This window comes from Streptomyces sp. R41, assembly GCF_041053055.1.
Lineage (GTDB): Bacteria > Actinomycetota > Actinomycetes > Streptomycetales > Streptomycetaceae > Streptomyces.
The window spans coordinates 1,148,536-1,168,301 of sequence record NZ_CP163443.1; the positions used below are offsets into that span (position 1 = coordinate 1,148,536).

The following is a 19,766-nucleotide window of genomic DNA, read 5'->3' on the forward strand; positions in this document are numbered from 1 at the left end:
GGACCTCTGAGCGCGGATGGCGCCATCGTGTCGGCGAAGGCGATGTCGCCGAATTTTACGGGCAAGTTGGGGCGTTGTGCTGGGACGATGACTGTGCTTCTCCTCTGGGGGCACCGATGCGCCTGTCGAAACTGTCGGCGGCAATCCGCCGAAGTGGGCTCATCGACCGGGCTTCACCCCGTCGTCCATGTCCACGCGGTCACGCTGTCGAAGTGGACCCGCTGGGCGCTCTGGCTCCACTGACCGGCAGCATCGTCTGCCCGGGGCCGCGCGCCGCCCCGCCGTCGCGCGCGAGAGGGCAGGGTGACGCCCCGATCCCCTCGCCCGCTGCCAGCGCTCCCGCCCCACCCCCCTTTCCTTTCCTGGTGTTCGAGGCGGGCGTGGGTGGCGTAGAGGGGATGTCGGGCTGGCGACCACGGCCGGACCAGCGTGGTGACCTGCGTGTATGCAGACCGGGCCCGAGAACGGACGGGCGGCTGTCGTACTCGAGCTGTAGTGGGCTTGATCCGCTTTGACGGACATCTGAGATCAGGGGTTCTGCCCCGGAAGGATGTCCATCATGGAGAGCATGGGGAAGAAGAAGCCTCGGCCTCGCCGTTCGTTCACGCCGGAGTTCAAGGCCGAGATCGTCGAGCTGTGCCGGCGCGGTGACCGTTCGGTTGGTCAGGTCGCCAAGGACTTCGATCTGACGGAGACGGCGGTGCGGCTGTGGGTCAGCCAGGCCGAGGTCGACGCGGGCGAGCGTGACGGGCTGACCAGCAGCGAGCGCGAGGAGCTGGCCGCGTTGCGGCGGGAGAACCGCAGGTTGCGGGAGGACGTGGAGGTCCTCAAGCGGGCCACGGCTTTCTTCGCGAAGGAGACCCGGTGACGGTGCATCCGTTCATCGAGGCGGAGAAGCGAGACGGTCACAACGTCAAGCGCGCGTGTGAACTGCTTAAGGTCTCCCGAGCCGCCTTCTATGCCCGTCGCAGTGGCAGGCCCGGTTCGCAGGCGGTCCGCGATGCCGAGCTGACCGAGAAGATCACCGAAGTCCATGAGACCTCCCGCGGAACCTACGGAGCCCCGCGCATCCACGCCGTCCTGCAGCGGCAGGGCGAGGGCTGCGGCCGCCGCCGCATCGCCAGACTGATGCGCAGCGCCGGACTGCAGGGCCGGCACCGCAGGCGGCGGCAGCTGACGACGATCCCCGACCCGCGGGCCGCCGCTCGGCCCGACCTCGTCGTTCGCGACTTCGCTCCCGCCCAGGACGGCCTCGACACCCGCTGGTGCGGTGACATCACCTACGTTGCCACCGACGAGGGCTGGCTCTATCTGGCCACCGTCATCGACATCGCCTCCCGCCGCGTGGTCGGCTGGTCCACCGCCGACCACCTGCGGACCGAACTGGTCGCGGACGCTCTCAGGTCCGCCTGTCGCCTGCGTCGTCCCGCCCGGCCGGTGATCTTTCACTCGGATCGCGGCTGTCAGTACACCAGTCAGCAATTCGCCGCCCTGGCAAGGGAGTTGGGCGTTCGGCTTTCCGTCGGGCGCACCGGGCAGTGCTGGGACAACGCGCTAGCCGAGTCGTTCTTCGCCACCATCAAACGGGAGTTGCTCGACACGAGCTCCTGGCGCAGTCGGGCCGCAGCCCGCACCGCGATCTTCGACTTCATCGAGGGCTGGTACAACTTGCACCGGCTGCACAGCAGCCTCGGCTACCGCAGTCCCGCCGAGTACGAGACCGCACTCGCGGCCTGACCACCACACCGATGGTGTCCGTCAAAGCGGAGCAAGCTCAGTAGATCGTGATCCGAGAGAGGCGCGTCGGCGAGGGACGGCCGTTATTCCACCCACATCCCGTCGCGCATGATGACTCTCCCGCGTAGTTCCGGCTCGCCGCGCCAAGCGCGCACAGTCCTCGGGACCACTCGTACATACAGAAAGGAACCCTCTTCCACGCGTGGATCCCACCCGAACTTGTCGGCGAACGCCTCCGCTGCGCCTCCGGGCACCTCTTGGTCCGGGAAGCACTCCGCCTCACCCTGGAGGAGCACGACGTCGAAGGTGTCCGGTAGCGCCAGGCGCACGCGCGGCTCTTTGCGGACGTTCCGCGCAGTCACGGAAGTGGCGCTCGTGCACATCCACACTGCCCGCCCATCCCACAAGAACCACAGCGGCACCTGATGCGGCCCGTGATCAGGGTGAGCCGTCGACACCCATACATCCCGCTCGTCAACAAGCCGCTCCAGAGCGTCGCGCATACGCTCCGCCGTCTGGCGGCGAGCGATTCCCGTGGTCTCCATGAGGACCGACCCTAGCCAAGCAGGCGCGAAGCGCGCCTCAGGCGCAGGACCTACTCCCAGCGACCGATGAACCCCTCAGCTTTCGGCTCGGGCGACCGACTTCGGTGCTCACAGTGGCCAGCGGAAGTGCTCAGTCACCCTTGTCTCCGGTAATGGCTGGCTCGTGATCGCGCCCGGTGGCTGCGTCGCCAGGCGGACCAGCTGAGCCGGTGGGCCGGGCCGTGAACGGGCCGGACAACAACACTGAAGCTCGGCCATCTTGAAGTGTGACGTCCGCTGTTGTTCGTTTCTGCGCCGTTCCTCTAGGCTCAAGGAGCGTCTGCAACTACCGCATGACATCTGCCCGGTGACGAAGTCGGCGTGGGGTGCGCGTCCCCGCTCCACGCCACTACTGGACGGCTTCAGGCGCAGCCACGGGTCGGGTCATTTGGACGCCGACGACCCCGTGTGGCGCGTCCCGCCGGGCGGCGAAAGGGATGCGCCGTGCCTTCGGCTTCGGCGAACTACCGTGCTCTGCTGCGCACTTCGGGTGCCGCGGCCTTCTTCCTTCCCGCTGCTGCCGGGCGTCTGGGCATCGCCATGACGGGGATCGGCATCGTGTGGCTGGTGCACGCACGCACCGGGTCGTATGCCGCCGCGGGTCTCGTCACCGGCGGATTCGCTGTCGCGGACGCCGTCGCCGGGCCCCAGCTCGGGCGCCTTGTCGACCGGTTCGGGCAGGCGCGGGTGCTTCCCTGCGCGCTGGGCGCACATGCCGGGGCCGTGGCGCTGCTGCTCGCCGGCGCCGTTCCGGACCTCGTCGCCGGAGTGCTCGTCGGGGCAACGCTGCCCCAACTCGGTGCCCTGTCCGCCGCTCGCTGGTCCGCTCTGCTGTCCGGCGAACGGGCTGCCGCGCTGCCCACCGCCTTCGCCCTGGAGGCCCTCGCCAACGGCGTGTCCTACCTGGCCGGCCCGGCCCTGGTGAGCGTCCTCGGTGCGGCGGGCCGCCCGGGCGCCGGGGTGCTGCTCGCCGCCGGGCTCGTCGTCGGCGGCGGGCTCGCCCTCGCCGCCCAGCGCCGCACCATGCCGCCCCTCACCGGACGCGCCGAACGCCGGCACGCCGGACGCGCTCTGCTCCGCTCCGCATTCCTGCGGCAGGTCGCGCTCGGCCTCGCGCTCGGGGTGTTCTTCGGCGCGATGCAGGTGTCCGTCGCCGCGTATGCCGTCGGACGCGGCACGCCGGACGCGGCAGCGCTGCTCTACTTCGCCTCCAACTGCACCAATCTGGTGGGTGGTTGGGCCTACGGATCACGGCGCTACGGCGGCTCGCCCCGGCGCCGCCAGGCCGCAGCCGCCGCCTGCCTCACCCTCGCGAGCCTCCCGCTGACCTTCCTCGACGCGCCCCTCGCGGTCGCCGTCACCCTCGCCCTGACCGGACTCGCCGTGCCGGTCCTACTGATCCTCGCTTCCGTCCTCACAGAGTCGTCGGTCCCGCGCGCCGTCCTCACCCAGGCGTTCATCTGGGGCAACTCCGCAAGCGCCGCAGGATCAGCAGCCGCCGCGGCGGTCGCGGGGCGGGTGGTGGACACGGGCGGCGCACACAGCGGTTTCGGTGTGGCGGCGGGGGCCGCGGTGGCGATGACGGTCCTGGCGCTCGGCGGTCTGCGGGACTCATCGCCAGACGTGCCGAAGTCGTCCGCACCCGCGGAAACCACGGCGCCGAACCCGTCGGCAACCCCGAGACTGAACGCGGCGCGCGCACACGAGTCCGGCGCAGGCGGCGAAGCCGACCGCGGGCGCCGCGTAGTCGTGCATGCCGGCTGGGTTGCGCGGTGCCGGTAGGCGTCGGATGACGATCGTCGGCGCCATGGGCCCCCTGAAGATTTGACTCGCGGAGGAGACCGTATCTGCTTGCCGGTGAGGGCAGTTGGGCTGCGGACTTCGTGGTCATCCGGCATCCCCGCCTTCGACCAGATCGTCGCGTGCACCAGCACGACGCGGGGTTCCGCCCGATAGCGGAACGCTGCCGGGGCGGCTGCCCCGGCGTGGGACGTGAAGGGTCCCGCGGTCGCAGCATCGCAGAGCCGATCCCCTCCACACCGTCACGCCCGCTGACAAATCTTGGGCGTGCGCGTCCAGTTTGAGTAAGCATGTTTCCGCCCGAAACGGCCTGTTCTCAGAAGAAAGACACGCGCTATCGCGGTCCTGCAATGTAACGAAAAGTCGAAGTTCGGAACGTTCAATGCATTTGGTGGATTGGTGACTCCTTTGCCGTGACCGCCGACTTCGCGCCGTCATGGCCTCCCTGCGATAGCACGGCGTTTCCGGGATGTTTCTACACGTTGCAAATATGTCCATTGGCGGCATAGGTGCACCTCGGGTATTGGAGGTGCCATCCCGTGAGGCTGAGCCGGCTAATCGATTTGCAGGTCATGTGTCATGTTTTGCAACGAACCATTCCCCGGTGCGATTACGCCACATTGATGAGCTGTCGTAGGGTGGCCGCGCCATTAACTGTCCAATCCGGTACCCGAGTTGACGGTTGGTCGACGGTGTACCGCCGTGTACCCCCAGGCTGATCGAGAGGACTCCAATGTCTGAATCGCCGACATATGCAGTGCGCTCGGAGCCCGGTCGTACGGCCGCTGCGAGCCCGGAACGAAACAGGCACGGCAAGCCGCCGGCACAGCATGGGGAAACAGACCCCGAAGCCCGCTCCCGTGCGATACGCCTCGCAGTCTTTCCCGCAGCCGCCATGGCAGCTGTCGCCGCGGCCGTGGTTGTTTTCGTTCTGCGCGCGCAGGCCGGCACGGCCGACGCCGCTACCTGGGGCGTTCTCGCCGGTAGCGCGGTGCTCGGTTGCGGTGTTCTGATCGTTGCCGCGCGGGCAGCCTCGGCCGATGCCCGTCGCATAGCCGGACGCCACGCATCCCTGCGCCGCACCGTTGCTCAGGGCGCGGCCGATCTGCGAGGGATGGTGCTCCAGCTGGAGCGGGGCGACGTGGTGGAGCAGTCGCTTTTCGCGCAGCCTGCTCCGCCCGCGGATGACCCCATCAGCCGTCTCACGTATGAGCTCACTCTCAGCCAGCTGCAGACCCGGGACGTCATTGCGCACGCCTCGCAGATAGCTCAGGGAACTGCCTCCGACAGCGAGGAGAACATCGAGGTCTTCGTCAACCTCGCCCGGCGCCTGCAGTCTCTGGTCCACCGGCAGATCAGCATGCTCGACGAGCTCGAGAACGAGGTCGAGGATCCCGAGCTCCTCAAGGGCCTCTTCCAGGTCGATCACCTGGCAACCCGTATCCGCCGGCATGCGGAGAACGTCGCCGTTCTCGGCGGCTCCGTGTCGCGCCGGCAGTGGACCAAGCCGGTGACGATGATGGAGGTGCTGCGGTCTTCGATCGCCGAGGTCGAGCACTACTCCCGGGTGAAGCTCGTTCCGCCGCTCGAGGGGACGCTGCGCGGCCACGCGGTCGCCGACGTCATCCACCTCTTGGCCGAGCTAGTCGAGAATGCCACCGGCTTCTCCGAGCCGAATACCCAAGTGCTGCTGCGGGCTCAGCGGGTGACCGCCGGACTGGCCGTCGAGGTCGAGGACCGAGGCCTGGGAATGTCCCAGCAGGAGCAGGACCGGATCAACTCCCTGCTCGCATACCCCGACCGCATCGACATCAGCAAGCTCCTTGCGGACGGCCGAATCGGTCTGTACGTGGTCTCTGCGCTTGCTCGCCGCCACGGCATCGCGGTCCGGCTTCAGAGCAACATCTACGGCGGCATCCAGGCAGTCCTGGTCCTGCCGCACGGACTTCTCGGTGACGTGACCGCCGAGGCACCCCACCAGGCGGCCACCCAGGCACCCCGGCCGGTCCACGCCGCCCCTCCGCAGCGTCCCGCCGTGCAGCCGGGGCCTGAGGCGCGATACACACCGCCGGCGCTGGACACCTCGCAGCCGATGACGCAATCCCACCAGATGCCCCAGCGCCAACCGCAGCCTCAGCCCCGGCAGATGGCCACCCCGACACCCCCGCCGCATCAGCCCACGCCCCAGCAGCAAGCCCGGACCGCAGAACGTCCAGCGCCGCCGGCCCCCGGGCCGTACGACAGTGACGACCTGCGCACCGGGCGGCCGCGGCTGCCGCAGCGCCGAGCGCAAGAGCACCTGGCTCCGCAACTCCGGAACGCACCGACCACGCGCGCGACGGGCGACGCGGAACCCGAGCACGACCCGGGACTGATGGCCGCCTTCCAGCGAGGAGTCAGCCTCGCCGACGACGATTCCGACGAGAGCCCCAGCTGACAACTCTCGCTGGCGCAGGCCCCGTACTCACCCCCAAGGAGAAAGACCGCCACCATGGTGAGCGACACGCGTACTGGTTCGAACCAGAACCTCGACTGGCTCCTGCAGAGTCTTGTCCAGAGGGTTCCGCATACCCGCAGCGCACTGCTGCTGTCGTCCGACGGGCTGACCAAGGCCGTTTTCGGGCTGGAGACAGACGAAGCCGACCACATGGCAGCCCTGGCGTCCGGCATGTACTCGCTCGCCCGCAGCGCTGGTGTCCGCTTCGCCGATGGCGCTGACGTACGTCAGGTGTTGGTCGAGCTGGACACCGCCCTGCTCTTCGTATCCGCGGCGGGTTCCGGCGCCTGCCTGGCCGTGCTGGCCACACGGGACGCCGATGCGGCCGTGCTCGGCTACGAGATGGCCATGCTGGTCAAGAGCGTTCGCCCCTACTTCTCCACGCCAGCCCGACACCAGGCCCCCGCCACGCCGCGTGATGCGGGGCACTGAGCATGTCGGACGCGCAGGACGGGGCGTGGCTCGACGACGAGGCCGGACGACTGGTCCGGCCCTACGCCGTCAGCAACGGGCGCACCCGTCCCACCGCGCACTTCGACCTTCTGACCCTCGTCATGGCCACCGGTACCCGGCCGAAGACCTACCTGGGCCCCGACTACGACCAGGTCCTCGCCCTGTGCGGCGGCCGTCCCCTGTCGGTGGCGGAGGTCGCAGCCCATCTGCGGCTGCCGGCCGCCATCACCAAAGTGCTTCTCTCCGACCTCGTCACGCACAGGGCGCTCACCACGAGGGCGCCCCGCCCCATCGAGGCGGCTCTCCCGACCGACCGAAACCTCCTGGAGGCGGTGCTGCATGGACTACGCAAGCGGCTCTGACCCCTTCCCCACTGCCGTGAAGATCCTCATCGCCGGAGGATTCGGGGTAGGCAAGACCACCTTCGTCGGAGCAGTCAGCGAAATCGCACCGCTGAGCACCGAGGAGCTGCTGACCCAGGTCAGCGCCCGCACGGATAGCCTGGTGGGCATCGAGGACAAGACCACCACCACCGTGGCGATGGACTTCGGCCGCATCACCCTCAGCCAGGACCACGTCCTTTACCTGTTCGGCACACCCGGGCAGGAACGGTTCTGGTTCATGTGGGACGAACTGTCCAACGGGGCACTCGGAGCTGTGGTGCTCGCCGACACCCGCAGGCTCGACCAGTGTTTTGCCGCCGTCGACTTTTTCGAGCGCCGCGGCATCGGCTTCGTCGTCGCCGTCAACGAGTTCGAGGGCGCCTACAAGTACGACGCTGACGAAGTCCGCGCGGCCCTTGACCTCAAGCCCGACATACCCGTGGTGATGTGCGACGCCCGGCAGTGCAACTCCAGCACCCAAGTTCTGATCGCACTCATCGAGCACCTGCTTGCCCCGACTCCCGGCATGCCGGCCGCGGAGCCTACCCAGTTGCACTGACGCACGCCCAGCGCCGTCGAATGGAGCCCGCATGTCCGCGCCTGTTCCCTACACGCAATACGACCCGACCGGCCAGATGCTGGTGACGCCCCAAGACAGGGACGCACCGGCCCGGGTAGCCCGGCTGCGCGAACTGGGCATCGAGAATGTCCCCGTCCCGGAATTCGACGCGTTCGCCCGCAACTTGGCCCGCGAACTCGGCGCCCCGTACGCGATGGTCAACTTCATCGACGAGAACCGCCAGTACTTCGCCGGCCTCTTCACCCCTGCGGACGACCAGCCCGGCGTTGAACTGGAACCGCAGCAGGGGGCCAGCACGGGCCGGGTCATGGCGCGCGATCACGGCTGGTGCCCGCATGTCGTGGTGCGGCGCAGGGCGCTGGTGCTGGAAGACGTCTGCGACTACCCGAGGTTTGCTGGGAACCCCGTGGTGGACGAGATCGGCATCCGCTCGTACCTGGGCGCGCCACTGATCGATTGGAACTCAGGCATTGCCCTCGGCACCATCTGCGTGATCGACACGGACATCCGCCCGTGGGGCCGGGAGGGCTTGGAGATCATCAAGGCTAATGCGCGGGAGATGGTCGACCTGCTCCATCAGCGGGAGGACAGGGGCGGAATCTGACCGGGCACGGGCTGCCGCCGCTCTCGGCGGAGGTAGCCCCGACACCAAGGCGGGAGCTGCGGGCACGACGCTGTGTCCGTAGCTCCCCGTTCTTTCACACCCCAGCCGTCTCCAGCCGGCCTTCTTCCAGGTGGTCCGTCGGCCCCAGGCGTACCAGGTCCGCCAGCCGCTCAGACCAGTGCCCCTTGGCCGTACCGAGCGCGACCTCCCCCAGGCGCAGGAGCTGGATGTCAGAGGTGCCGGCCGGTGCGTAGATGTGGTGGGCGTCGCGCAGATAGCGCTCGATGGGGCGGTCGGTGAACAGGCCGCTGGCGGCGTGGATGTCCATGCCATCACGGGCCGACTCGATGGCGGACTCCACATTGAGGTACTTGGCATTCATCAGTTCCACGTCACACGGCAGACCCTGGTCCAGCAGATGCACGGCGTAGTACGCAGCCAGCCGAGCCGTCATCAGCCGGTGTTTCATCATTCCCAGCTTGATCTTGATGTTGCTGAGCTCCCCGAGCGCCGCGCCGTACCGCTCGCGCTCAATGCACAGCGCAGTCGTCTCCTCAAATATGGCCTGGTGGATGCCGAGGCTGACGGCCGTCAGGTTGGGCCGGCCGTAGAGCACGCTGGAGGAGTACGCGACAGCGAGGCCCTGGCCCTCCCCGCCGAGTAGATTCGCCATCGGTACCCGGCAGTTGTCGAAGATCAGCTTGCCGAAGCTGAAGCCGTGCAGCCCCATCGCCGACTGCTGCTGGGCCAGTGAGAAGCCGGGCCGGTCCGCCTCGACGAGGAAGGCTGACAGTCCCTTCGATCCCTCACCGGTGCGCACGATCACGCCGTGCAGGTCGCCGACATGGCTGTTGCCGACGAAGACTTTGTGTCCGTTGAGGATGTACTCGTCGCCGTCCCGGACGGCGGTACTGCTCATGCCGAGGACATGGCCCCCTGACTCTTCCTCAGTGGTCGCGATCGTCGGCAGGCAATCGCCGGCGGCGATACGCGGCAGCCAGGTGGCCTTTTGGACATCGTTGCCAAAGTGGATGATCTTGGCCACGCCCAGCTGGGAAGCCTGCACCATGGCGCCCATGGCTCCACTGACCCGGGCCAGTTCCTCGATGATGATCGTCTTCGCCAGGTGCCCGGCTCCCATGCCCCCGTAGGTCCGGTCGATGGTGACGCCGATCCATCCCTGCTGAGCGATGAGCCGTGACACCTCGTGCGCTACCGTCCGGGACGCCTCCATCTCCGGTATGCGGGGCCGTACCTCGCGCTCGGCGAACTCCCGCACACGCTGCCGCAGATCCTCGTGCCATCTCTCGGTGAAGTACCGCTCCACAAGCCCCTCCTCCACGCTGCCTCCGGGTCCGAACGGATACGGAGGGACGTCCTCTTCGGGCAGTGGTTCTCTGCCTCCAGGCAGACCGTCTGTAAGATTGTCTTCTTATCGATCCATCTCGGCCAAGATCGCCAGCCACCTTTGACTCAAACTCTGCGTCTTGCGAAGCGATCCCAACTGTGCGATGTGGTAGATCACTTGCTCACGTCGGGACAGAAGCGGAAGTAAAGCGGCGAGAGTGCGAGCAGCGCCTCCCGATGCGGACGCCTGCCCGCCCACCAGGCAATTGCCCGGCGCACAGGCCGTCGTGCCGGAGCCCAATCAAGCACCCTCCTCGTGGCCGATAACTCCCTTCCCGTGAAGACCGATCGACGCTCCGTCCAGCGCACTTCAGCCATAGTCGCGGGAGTGGGGGTATACCGGTCCATCCATGGGCATGCATCGTGCGGCATTCTGCCGGTTCAATGAACGCCCCAGTCGCTCCCGGCCGGACCGCGCGCACTTGGCGACCGCGACCTTCGACGAGCGCTCCAGGGCCTGGCACAGCAGCGAATAGGGCTTCGCTGCTCCCCGCCCATCCGCCTGCGGGTAATACCCTTCGCCGATTCGGATCGGGTCGACGCTGCCGTCCGGCACGAACGCTTCGATCTCGATCGCCGTCGGCAGCTGCAGCTCCCGCAGCTCCTCATCCAGCACCGGGACGATCGTGTCCTTCGACAGCTGATTGCCGTTGCCGATCTTCGCGGTCGACACCTCGCGGTCCTCGACTTCGCACGCACATGTGCGACCGCGCCGGCAGACAGGACAACCCGAGATCCCGGCCAGCCCGGCGTCCGGCTGCGTCTCTTCCTTGACCTGCGCCAGACACTCCCCCATCAGGACGGGCCATAGCTGCTCACGTGCCGCCGCCGCGGATACCGGATGGCCCCGACGCAAGGGGCATGGCCCGCCGCTACGGGGGAGAGCGACGGGCCACGTCTGGCTCTACCGTGCCACGCGCGCCTCTTGCATGGGCGGTTTCTGGGTGAACTGGCCTGTCCTCACCGCGGCGTACGCGTTCGGAGCCGGCGGGGCCGTCGGCGGTGAAACGCAGCAGATGCTCGTGCTGGCGCGGTCGGCCTCGATGCGGATCGTCATTCCGTGGTCCAGTCGCGAAGCTGGGCGGCGATCTCCTGGACGCCGGCTCCCTTGTGCTTGGCGCGCATGACGAGTGCGAGGGCCTGTTCCGGCTCGTACTGCATGTAGTGCCCGTTCGCGTTCAGGAACACGTCGGCGACCAGCACGCGAAAAACAGGTTCTTGTTCTCCAGCGGCTCATGCAGGGCGACCGACTCGAGCACCGCGGCGGCCTTGAGCCAGTCGCTGGAGTAGTCACCGACTTCGTCGGTTCCGGGCTCAACAACTTGCTTCACAATGAGGGCCAGCCACAGCCGCATCGGTGACACGCCGTGCGCCTTCTGCCTCGCTCACAGTCCCGAGACCACCCTGCCTCGTGTGGGCGGCCGTCACAATCCGGGAGCCGGCGGCATCCAGGGCTTCGGCGTAGTCGGGTGACGTCCGATTTGTGCTCGAGCGAGGCCGACGTCGACAAGATCAAGACGGTTCGCGCAATCGCCATGCCATGGGAGGGGGCGGCGGCGTCCAGCCATGGTGTGAACCCGCCGCCCCATCCTCCGCCCCAGCGCTTGCTTCACCTATCGAAACTCGATAGATTCCCATCGTAACTCGATGGAAGGATGGGTCGTGGGGAAGCTGACAGTGCGTGCGCTGCGCGCCGTGCTCGCGGTGGTGCTCGCCGGCACCGTGTTCGTACAGGCATTGATGGTGTGGGTGTTGGCCAGCGGGAGCGACCCGGAGGACGGGTCGCTCCCGCTGACCCCGCTCCGCGTGATCACGTTCCTGGGCATGGTGTCGGTCCAGGTCGCTCTGGTCTGCGTATGGCGGCTGGTGACGATGGTGCGACGCGGAACCGTGTTCTCCCACGCCGCCTTCCGGTACGTGGACGGCGTGATCGGCGCGATCGTGGCGGTTGCCCTGTTGTGGTTCGCGGTCACGGCCCTCAATGCGCCGGGCCAGCGGGACGACCCGGGGGTCACCGTCATCATGGGCGGGATCGGCATGGCCATCCTCGGGGTCGCGCTCATCGTGCTCGTGCTGCGGATGCTGCTCGCCCAGGCCGTCGCGCGCGACGTCGAAGCGGCGCAGATGCAGGCAGAGTTGGACGAGGTGATCTGATGCCGATCGCCGTCGACATCGACGTGATGCTGGCCAGGCGGAAGATGTCCGTGGGCGAGCTCGCGGACCGGGTAGGAATCACGCCCGCCAACCTGGCGGTACTCAAGAACGGCCGCGCCAAGGCGGTCCGCTTCGCGACGCTCGCCGCGCTCTGCGAGGTGCTCAAGTGCCAGCCGGGCGACCTGCTGCGCTGGGAGGCCGAGGACGCCGCCGGCGGATGACGTGCCCCGGGGCAGGCGTGAAAACGCCCGACACCACCGGCCCGTGACACGGCACATGGACCGCATGGACATGGATCGCCGATCACCCACAGCACCGTCCCGACACCGTGGGCAGATCCCGGTTGACCTGCACCGCACCGCACCGTCCCTGCCGACGATCGCGACCTGCGAACGTGCCCCCACCGCAAGCCCCCGCCCTTCCAGCGCGGAAGGGCGGGGTTCGTCGTTGGGCCGGCAGCCAGGGCTTCGCCGTAGTCGCTTGACGCCCGAATATGACGAACTGCCAGTTCGCGGGCCTGACTGCGCAACTCCACCCGGGCCGCCGGCTCTTTGCCGGGACTCGACCAGAACGGATGCCACCAAAGGCGAATCGACGGCATCAGCAGGCGGCGACGGAGCGTCGTGTTCGCCGTAGTACGGGGCGCGGCGAGGGCGTCGTAGGTGCGGTTCCAGGTTACCGAGGGGTGCTTGAGGAAGCCGCAGCACGGCTCCTCGCCATTCTGTACCGATCGGTGTAAAAGTGTTACTGTCCATGCATGACCACGAACCAGCGCCCAGCACTCGGCCGGCCCCGCGCCTTCGACGTCGACCAGGCGCTCGACCGTGCGATGCAGGTTTTCTGGCATCAGGGCTACGAGGGAGCCTCGCTCAGCGACCTGACGGGCGCCATGGGCATCACGCGTACCAGCATGTACGCGGCCTACGGCAACAAGGCGGATCTCTTCCGCAAGGCACTGCAGCGGTACACGGCCGGGCCGGCCGGCTACGTGTACGAAGCGCTCAAGGAGCCGACCGCGCGGACAGTGGCCGAGCGCATACTCCAGGGCGCGGCTTGCGCGACCACCCTGCCGGGCCGGCCGGCTGGGTGCCTCGGCGTACAGGGCGCGCTCGCCGTCGGCGAGAGTGGCCGAAGCGCGAACGAGGCTCTCATCAGGTGGCGCCGCGACGGTGAGGACGCCATCCGGGAGCGGTTCGTGCGCGCCCGCGCGGAAGGTGATCTGCCCCCGGACGCCGACCCCGCGGCCCTGGCCCGCTACCTCCTCACCTTCGCCTACGGGATTTCCGTCCAGGCCGCCACCGGCGTCCCCCGTGACGAACTGCTCCAGGTCGCACAGAGTGCGCTGCGGGCCTGGCCCGCAACCTGAACACCCAGGCACGCCGGGCGGGGCCGGCAAGGACCAGCGCACCGGACCCGACCTCCCGGGCGGCGGACGCACGGCGCTCGCGGGACTGCACAGTGGCGCGACGTGATGGCCGACTCTGCCGGTCAGCAGCGGACAGGGGCGGCAGGCTCCTTCCCGGAAAGAGGCAGACCTCACCCCCCTACCAGCAGTCATGCGCAATGACATTGACATTGCGTGCTCTCCACAAGGAAAGGCTTTGATCATGACTACGCGAGACGTCGTCGAGAAATTCTTCCACCTGCTGGCAAGCGGAGACCCCGACAAGATCACAGATGTCTTCGCCGACGACATCGACTGGTACGTTCCCGGGTCGGCGGATCTGCCCTGGACGGGGCCGCGCACCAAGGGCAGCGAGGTAGCCGACTATTTCAGGACCCTGGGCGCGAACATCGTGCCCGAGAAGAACGTCGACGATATCGAGGCGCTCCTCGTCGACGGTGAACACGCGGTCATGCTGGGACGGTTCACCCGAGTGGCGAAGGGCACGGGCCGGACGTTCATGACGCCCATCGCCATGCACCTTCAGGTGGCAGGCGACAAGATCGTCAAGCTGCATCTTTATGAGGACACCCTCGCGGTAGCCGAGGCATACGCCAAGTGAGCAGCCTCGGCCGTACGGGGATGAGCGCGGGCGCGCGCCTGCATTCGGTGCGACACGCAACGTGGAAGTGACAGGCGCTCAGCGATCGCCCGGCACACTGTGCTCTCCCCCAGGCATCGCCTCGACTTACCGACCGATCGAGTCGACGGCACCGATCATCACCATCAGGGACGACACCGCGATCTTCTACAAGAACTGGGATACCGGGCAGCCTGTGGTCTTCAGCCATGGCTAGCCTCTCAACGCCGACGTCTACGACCCCAGGCCCAATCGATGGCCGACAACGGACTCCGTGTCATCGCCCATGCCCGCCGAGGGCCGGGACGCATCCGACGCAGAGACAGCGGCCCTCGACATCTCTTGCAATCTGTTGGGTCCGGTGATTCAGCGACCTGCACATGAATTTCGCGATCCCATTCATTGGTTTTGCTGCGTTGCCCTCCCTGCGGGTCAGGTCTAGCGTGAGAAAGACGGCAACCGGCGCCATCTGCCGCGAGGCACCACGCCGCCGAGGGAAAATAGTTCCCGAGCCTCCACGGCGACCGTCCTGACCTTGGTCGCATCCAACCGGGTTTTATACGGGCGGATTTGACGCCCTCCCGCGCCCGTGGGCGCCCGGAGGTTGATGTGCTTCCCACACGACACAAGACCGCAACCATCAAGGGCCAAGAAGTCTTCTACCGCGAGGCCGGCCCCAGCGACGCACCGGTCGTGCTGTTGCTGCACGGATTCCCGAGCAGTTCCCACATGTTCCGCCATCTCGTCCCCGCGCTGGCCGACGACTATCACGTGATCGCCAGCGACCACATCGGATACGGCCACTCCGCCATGCCCAAGGTGGACGCATTCGACTACACCTTCGACAACCTCGCCGGCGTCACCGCCGGACTGCTCAACCACCTGGGTATCAAGCGCTTCGCCATGTATGTGCACGACTACGGAGCGCCGATCGGCTGGCGCCTTGCGCTCGACCCTTCCTTCGACGTCAGCGCGATCATCTCGCAGAGCGGCAATGCCTACATGGAAGGCTTCGCCAAGCCCTTCTGGGACGACTTGTTCGCGTACGCCACCCATCCCGGCCGCGACACGGAGCCGGGCGCACGGGCCAAGCTCAGCCCGAGTACGACCCGTTGGCAGTACGAGAACGGCGCACCCGACACCAGACTGGTCAGCCCCGACACCTGGACACTCGACCAGCTCCTGCTGGAACGGCCGGGCAACGACGAGATCCAGCTGGCGCTGTTCCGCGACTACCCGAAGAACATCGAGGGGTACCCGAAGCTGCACGAGTACTTCCGCACCAGCCAGGTTCCCCTGCTCGCGGTATGGGGCCAGGGGGACGAGATCTTCGGACCGGACGGCGCACGGGCGTTCTCCCGTGACCTGCCCGAGGCGGAAGTCCACCTGCTGCCTGCCGGGCACTTCGCCCTGGAGACGCACCTGGACGCCATCAGCGGATACATCCACGGATTCCTCGGACGCGTCCTGACCTGAAGCGTGGCGAGACCCGCGCACCTCCAGCTGAACATGATGTGTAAGCGGCGGAGAAGCACGTACCGATTCACGCACGGTTCAGTCGGCCGATGCCAGGTCGGCCGTCGCAGGCTCTTTCGGCGCGAGGCACTACATGGTGCCCGGGGACACAGCCCGATGTCGCATCGGGCTGCCCCAATCGACACGGCGGCCAGAAGGTCAGAAGCTGACGCGACGTGCTTCCCTGTCGGAGCGCGCACGGGAGGCATCGCAGGAGAGGTGGCGGGTGGCCACGGCACGGGCCGGGGGCGACACGGGTGTGTGAGTGCGCGATCCCCAGCACTGTGTGGTGCGTGCCCCAGCCCGGTTCGCGGCGATGCAGTGAGTGCGCGTCGACGCCAGCGGCCGGGACTGGAACGGGGCGGCGGCTACCGCGCCAGTCCCCTGCGGCCGATGGGTCCACCGCATCCGGCCGGCGCGGTCAGGCCGCTCCCGTGCCGGGTATGCGCTCCCACGCCATCCCGTACAGGACGACCGACACTGCCATCACGCCCGCCGCCGTGAAGACGCCCGGCGCCCAACTGCCCGTTGCGTCGCGCGGGATGCCGCTGACGACCGGGCTCGCCACCGCGCCGATCTCGGCCACCAGATTGAACAGGCCAAAGAGCGAACCGCGGTGCTCCTCGGCGGCCAGGTCTCCCAGGATGCTGTGGACGATCGGCTGCAGCGCATTGAAGAAGAGGCCGGAGCAGAACAGGATCAGGCCGAGCAGCAGGGACGGCTTGCCGTCACCGAGCAGGCTCACCCTGAACGCGATGGCAAGGAGCGTGTGCACCGCCGCGCAAGTCGAAGACGTACAGCGGCATGCGCCAGGCGCCGCCGCCCATCCCCCAGTTGCCGCCCCAGTCGATGAGGGGCGGGGTAGCGACGATGCCGACGGTCAGCGTTCTGGGGCGCTGGATGCAAGCCGTCACCGGGCATAACGCCTGTCGGCAGACGTGGTGGCAGCCCGGTATGGGTATCAACCGCCGACGTCCTGCGGGTACGTCTTCCAACGAGCCGGGCTCCATGAGGCAGATGCCGGGTCAACTGCGTTGCCACGTGGCGGCGTTCGCGTTCCCTGCACGCGGCGGCCCGCCCGGTACTGCGTCGGCCGACGCCCTCCACCATCCAGCCCGGCTGCACACATCCCACCCGCAGTGGACGTCCGCCTCACCCAGACTCCCGAACGACAGGCAGCACACCGCCACCGTTGAGACGGACACGCGCCCACGCCCCCGGCGCCCGTCGAAGGCGCGCAGGTCGGGCATGGTTGCACTTCCCGCAGCCCCCTGTCAGGAAAACAAGGACTTGAGCAGTCACGGATTCCCATTTCTTGGCTGCTGCCGCTGCGACGGATACGTTGGTCCGCAGGCAGGCACCGATCGAGAGCGTCACCGCCGGTGTTCGCCAGACATGAGGCGGGGGCCGATCATCAAGACCGACCCCCTTGGGTGAGCGCGTCAGACTAGACGGCTGAGCTGCAGGGTCAGATCCAGCGTCCACTGGATCAACATGACCACCAGCGTCCAGAACGTCCAGTCTGGCGACTCATCGAGCTTGTGCACCTACTACCTCCTTCCTCTTCCGGGAGCTCCACCAGAAGAGAGCGAAGGCCGCTCGACGGCTCGCTGAGAACTCTATGGGTGTTCCAGACGGCCAAGACCCAATCTCCAGCGAATAACAGAAGTTGTTCGCACACAGCCCTGAAGTAGCTGATAATGCCGCCCCGTTCGGGGACCCCGAGCAAGCGAACACCTCGCTGACCTGGACCGACGTCGGCTGAGCGGCAATCGCGGCGTGCAGGTACTCGGTTGGGATGCCGACTCAGCTCTCCGCGGCCATGCCGGATGCGCCCTCAGCGCCAACGTCCGTGCTGTCCGGCCAACGGCACGGAGGCCGGCCAGCGTGCAACAGAGCCAACTGCCGCCCCGAGGGCACCGCAGCCCTACGCAGGCGCGCCGCTTGGGCACCGCCGGGGACGGCCTCGGGGTGTTCTTCCAGACTCGCCGCGATCATGCCGCTCCCTCTTCGCAGGCAGAGCAGGGCCAGCCATCTGGACTGGTGCCTGAACCCCATCACGCACTGTTGCGGATCGTGCGCGCCGCGCACCGGTCGCGGCCGGTCGGGTTTGGACTGGTTTTTCCCGGTCAGTCGTATTCATAGATCGCACAGTCGAAGCAGTGAGGACGTGATCCGCAGTGGCCAAGAACCAGAAGGCGCGGGCCAAGACGGAGCAGGTCAAGGGCAAGGCCGAGGAGGCCGCCGGGCGTGCTGTCGGCGACGAGCGTCTGACTGCCGAAGGCAAGGCGGAGCAGGTGAAGGGTGACACCCGCCAGGCCAAGGAAAAGATGAAGGACATCTTCCGGCACTCACGATGACATGACCCAGGGCCCGCCGCACGCTCGTGCGGCGGGCCCTGCACCTGCCCAGGCGAGCGTCCCGGGCCGCGCTTGTGCTGATGAGGTCAGGCCGTGAGGGCCTGCCGGGGTGCACTTGCCGGGGCCTGTGCGCCGCGCACGGCGGGGCGCACCGGGTACGTGGTCTTCGCCGGATCGACGACCGGCTCCCCCAGCACGATCCGGCCCGCCGCGTGCAGCGCGTCGCACTCGTCGGTGGGCAGTGCCACATAGCAACCTCCCTGACCGGCACCCGAACTGAGGGGCTGCCAGTAGCCGTACCGGCGACGGCCGTTGGCGTGCACGGTGAGACAGACAGGAACGCGCTGCACGGTGATGAGACGCAGAACCTCGGCACCGCCGGGGCCGAGTGGAGCGGGCGTGCGCGGGAGGGTTCGGAGCATCGTCAGCGGTCTCCGCTCAGGGCTCGCGGCACGGCGCGGCGGTGAAGAGTGGGCGTCATGTGCGAGCGGGCCTTTCGACGGACGGGTTCGATCACGTACCGCCGGGAGCGGTGGCGTTCTCGCTGCCAGGGCATTGTTCCTGAGGGCACTGACAACGCACTCAGGGCCATTCCGGAGCACTCCCCGAAGCCCACCGGCAGTGAGCGGCGTCTGTGCGCGACAGCACCGCTTGAACGTGAATCGACAGGGTCGGCCGCGCGCGTGCAGGCGCACGAGGACGCGTGGTCAGCGCGGCGGGGACGCGAGGGTGGCAAGATGGAACCGAGCGTGAGCGACGCGGGCGCTTCAACAAATAAGCAGGTGGCACATGTCGCACGAGCACGGCGAGGTCTGGGAGGAATTCGCTGTCGCCCTGGCGGACATGGCGCGGGATCTGCTCGCCCAGGACTCGGTCCAGGACACGTTGGACCGCATCGTGGATCATGCGACGGTTCTGATCAACGGATGCGACGACGCCGGCATTCTCACCGTGCGGCGGGGTGAGGTGCGGGCTCTGGCGGCCACGAGCGAGGTGGTGCGCCGCGCGGACCGGATCCAGCAGGATCTGGGCGAAGGCCCGTGCTTCGAAGCCGTGGCTGACCGTCAGCAGATCTACGCCATCGAGGACTTGGGCCGGCCGAATGAGCGCTGGTCCCGCTTCGCCCCCGAGCTGAGGAAGCTGGGGATGGGGAGCATGATGGGCATCCTCCTCTTCACCGAGGACGACGAGCTCGGCGCGCTCAATCTGTACTCCCGGCGGCCGCACACCTTCGACGAGGCCGCTCGGCGGGCCGGCTGGATCCTCGCCTCTCACGCGGCCGTGGCCTTCTCCGCGGCCCGTACACATCAGCAGCTCGGCCACGCCCTGGAGACCCGTCACGAGATCGGCGAGGCCATGGGCATCCTCATGGAGCGCTACGGGTTGACGGAGGACACGGCCTTCAAGCTGCTCAAGAAGGCATCGCAGGACCACAACATCAAACTGCGCGCGATCGCCCGCCAGATCTGCGAGACCGGAGAGAAGCCCGGCTGACACCGATCCCCTCCTGGCCGAGGCGGCCGCGATGCCGCACGACGTCCGGCGGACGCCGGGCGGCACGTCCGGCTCAGGCGCCGTGGACACCTTGCGCCGGAGCAAGGTGAGGGTCTTCACGAGCATCGCCCCGCGAAGACCTCCTGGCCACGAAGGGTGATGTCCCGCCGGGCG

The 19,766-nt window shown here is 67.8% G+C and carries 21 protein-coding genes and 2 pseudogenes; 16 read left to right on the forward strand and 7 right to left on the reverse strand.

All coding sequences use genetic code 11. The annotated features are described in order from the left end of the window. Positions 1-568: 568 nt before the first annotated feature. Positions 569-847 (forward strand): annotated as a pseudogene (locus AB5J53_RS05670) (transposase); the annotation flags it as partial. A gap of 17 nt (positions 848-864) precedes the next feature. Next, complete coding sequence (locus AB5J53_RS05675) at positions 865-1,737, forward strand: IS3 family transposase (protein WP_369244481.1); 873 nt, start codon at positions 865-867, stop codon at positions 1,735-1,737. Between the two features lie 83 nt (positions 1,738-1,820). Here AB5J53_RS05675 and AB5J53_RS05680 read toward each other — a convergent pair whose 3' ends face one another. Beyond that, a complete protein-coding gene (locus tag AB5J53_RS05680) occupies positions 1,821-2,282 on the reverse strand; it encodes a pyridoxamine 5'-phosphate oxidase family protein (protein WP_369244503.1) in 462 nt (153 codons plus the stop codon). A gap of 483 nt (positions 2,283-2,765) precedes the next feature. On the opposite strand from AB5J53_RS05680, the gene AB5J53_RS05685 reads away from it, so the two are divergent. From AB5J53_RS05685 to AB5J53_RS05710, 6 genes are all read left to right on the forward strand, one after another. Further along, complete coding sequence (locus tag AB5J53_RS05685; RefSeq protein WP_369244504.1) at positions 2,766-4,103, forward strand: MFS transporter; 1,338 nt, start codon at positions 2,766-2,768, stop codon at positions 4,101-4,103. A gap of 913 nt (positions 4,104-5,016) precedes the next feature. Next, entirely contained in the window at positions 5,017-6,558 is a 1,542-nt protein-coding gene (locus AB5J53_RS05690) for a sensor histidine kinase (protein WP_369244505.1), read from the forward strand. Between the two features lie 54 nt (positions 6,559-6,612). After that, positions 6,613-7,050, forward strand: a complete 438-nt coding sequence (locus AB5J53_RS05695; RefSeq protein WP_369244506.1) for a roadblock/LC7 domain-containing protein — start codon at positions 6,613-6,615, stop codon at positions 7,048-7,050. A 2-nt stretch (positions 7,051-7,052) separates the two neighbouring features. Continuing rightward, positions 7,053-7,433, forward strand: a complete 381-nt coding sequence (locus AB5J53_RS05700; protein WP_369244507.1) for a DUF742 domain-containing protein — start codon at positions 7,053-7,055, stop codon at positions 7,431-7,433. Beyond that, positions 7,411-8,013, forward strand: a complete 603-nt coding sequence (locus tag AB5J53_RS05705; protein WP_369244508.1) for an ATP/GTP-binding protein — start codon at positions 7,411-7,413, stop codon at positions 8,011-8,013. Before AB5J53_RS05700 ends, AB5J53_RS05705 begins: the two co-directional genes overlap by 23 nt. 31 nt (positions 8,014-8,044) lie before the next feature. Next, a complete protein-coding gene (locus AB5J53_RS05710) occupies positions 8,045-8,638 on the forward strand; it encodes a GAF domain-containing protein (RefSeq protein WP_369244509.1) in 594 nt (197 codons plus the stop codon). Between the two features lie 94 nt (positions 8,639-8,732). Here the strand turns inward: AB5J53_RS05710 and AB5J53_RS05715 are convergent, their stop codons facing one another. After that, positions 8,733-9,965 (reverse strand): acyl-CoA dehydrogenase family protein, encoded by a 1,233-nt coding sequence (locus AB5J53_RS05715; RefSeq protein ID WP_369252068.1) that lies wholly within the window; start codon positions 9,963-9,965, stop codon positions 8,733-8,735. A 471-nt stretch (positions 9,966-10,436) separates the two neighbouring features. Next, positions 10,437-10,742, reverse strand: a pseudogene (locus tag AB5J53_RS05720) (Ku protein); the annotation flags it as partial. Between AB5J53_RS05720 and AB5J53_RS05725 the strand changes: the two are divergent. Then, the gene (locus AB5J53_RS05725) at positions 10,689-10,856 is read left to right on the forward strand and encodes a DUF6207 family protein (RefSeq protein ID WP_369252070.1); all 168 of its coding nucleotides are present in this window, start codon (positions 10,689-10,691) and stop codon (positions 10,854-10,856) included. The pseudogene AB5J53_RS05720 and the gene AB5J53_RS05725 overlap by 54 nt on opposite strands. 242 nt (positions 10,857-11,098) lie before the next feature. On the opposite strand, the gene AB5J53_RS05730 is transcribed toward AB5J53_RS05725, so the two are convergent. Together AB5J53_RS05730 and AB5J53_RS05735 are read right to left on the reverse strand one after the other, a co-directional pair. Then, positions 11,099-11,248, reverse strand: coding sequence for a hypothetical protein (locus AB5J53_RS05730; RefSeq protein WP_369244510.1), 150 nt, complete (start codon positions 11,246-11,248; stop codon positions 11,099-11,101). After that, the gene (locus tag AB5J53_RS05735) at positions 11,224-11,409 is read right to left on the reverse strand and encodes a hypothetical protein (RefSeq protein WP_369244511.1); all 186 of its coding nucleotides are present in this window, start codon (positions 11,407-11,409) and stop codon (positions 11,224-11,226) included. The genes AB5J53_RS05730 and AB5J53_RS05735 overlap by 25 nt, the downstream gene beginning before the upstream one ends. A gap of 298 nt (positions 11,410-11,707) precedes the next feature. Here AB5J53_RS05735 and AB5J53_RS05740 point away from each other — a divergent pair, with 298 nt between their 5' ends. The 5 genes from AB5J53_RS05740 (at position 11,708) to AB5J53_RS05760 (ending at position 15,699) form a co-directional block, all read left to right on the forward strand. Beyond that, positions 11,708-12,199 carry a DUF2975 domain-containing protein gene (locus AB5J53_RS05740; RefSeq protein ID WP_369244512.1) on the forward strand — a complete coding sequence of 164 codons (492 nt, stop codon included), beginning with the start codon at positions 11,708-11,710 and terminating at the stop codon, positions 12,197-12,199. Next, positions 12,199-12,420, forward strand: coding sequence for a helix-turn-helix transcriptional regulator (locus AB5J53_RS05745; RefSeq protein ID WP_010981499.1), 222 nt, complete (start codon positions 12,199-12,201; stop codon positions 12,418-12,420). Before AB5J53_RS05740 ends, AB5J53_RS05745 begins: the two co-directional genes overlap by 1 nt. Positions 12,421-12,956: 536 nt before the next feature. Then, entirely contained in the window at positions 12,957-13,565 is a 609-nt protein-coding gene (locus AB5J53_RS05750; protein WP_369244513.1) for a TetR/AcrR family transcriptional regulator, read from the forward strand. Between the two features lie 241 nt (positions 13,566-13,806). Further along, positions 13,807-14,205, forward strand: a complete 399-nt coding sequence (locus AB5J53_RS05755) for a nuclear transport factor 2 family protein (protein WP_369244514.1) — start codon at positions 13,807-13,809, stop codon at positions 14,203-14,205. Positions 14,206-14,832: 627 nt separating this feature from the next. Beyond that, a complete protein-coding gene (locus AB5J53_RS05760) occupies positions 14,833-15,699 on the forward strand; it encodes an alpha/beta fold hydrolase (RefSeq protein WP_369244515.1) in 867 nt (288 codons plus the stop codon). A 460-nt stretch (positions 15,700-16,159) separates the two neighbouring features. Here AB5J53_RS05760 and AB5J53_RS05765 read toward each other — a convergent pair whose 3' ends face one another. Continuing rightward, on the reverse strand, positions 16,160-16,513 hold the full coding sequence (locus tag AB5J53_RS05765) for a hypothetical protein (RefSeq protein WP_369244516.1): 354 nt from the start codon (positions 16,511-16,513) through the stop codon (positions 16,160-16,162). Positions 16,514-17,918: 1,405 nt separating this feature from the next. On the opposite strand from AB5J53_RS05765, the gene AB5J53_RS05770 reads away from it, so the two are divergent. Then, positions 17,919-18,098 (forward strand): CsbD family protein, encoded by a 180-nt coding sequence (locus tag AB5J53_RS05770; protein WP_369244517.1) that lies wholly within the window; start codon positions 17,919-17,921, stop codon positions 18,096-18,098. An 86-nt stretch (positions 18,099-18,184) separates the two neighbouring features. Here AB5J53_RS05770 and AB5J53_RS05775 read toward each other — a convergent pair whose 3' ends face one another. After that, entirely contained in the window at positions 18,185-18,520 is a 336-nt protein-coding gene (locus tag AB5J53_RS05775) for a hypothetical protein (RefSeq protein WP_369244518.1), read from the reverse strand. A gap of 367 nt (positions 18,521-18,887) precedes the next feature. Between AB5J53_RS05775 and AB5J53_RS05780 the strand changes: the two genes are divergently transcribed. Next, complete coding sequence (locus AB5J53_RS05780; RefSeq protein WP_369244519.1) at positions 18,888-19,592, forward strand: GAF and ANTAR domain-containing protein; 705 nt, start codon at positions 18,888-18,890, stop codon at positions 19,590-19,592. Positions 19,593-19,766 lie beyond the last annotated feature (174 nt).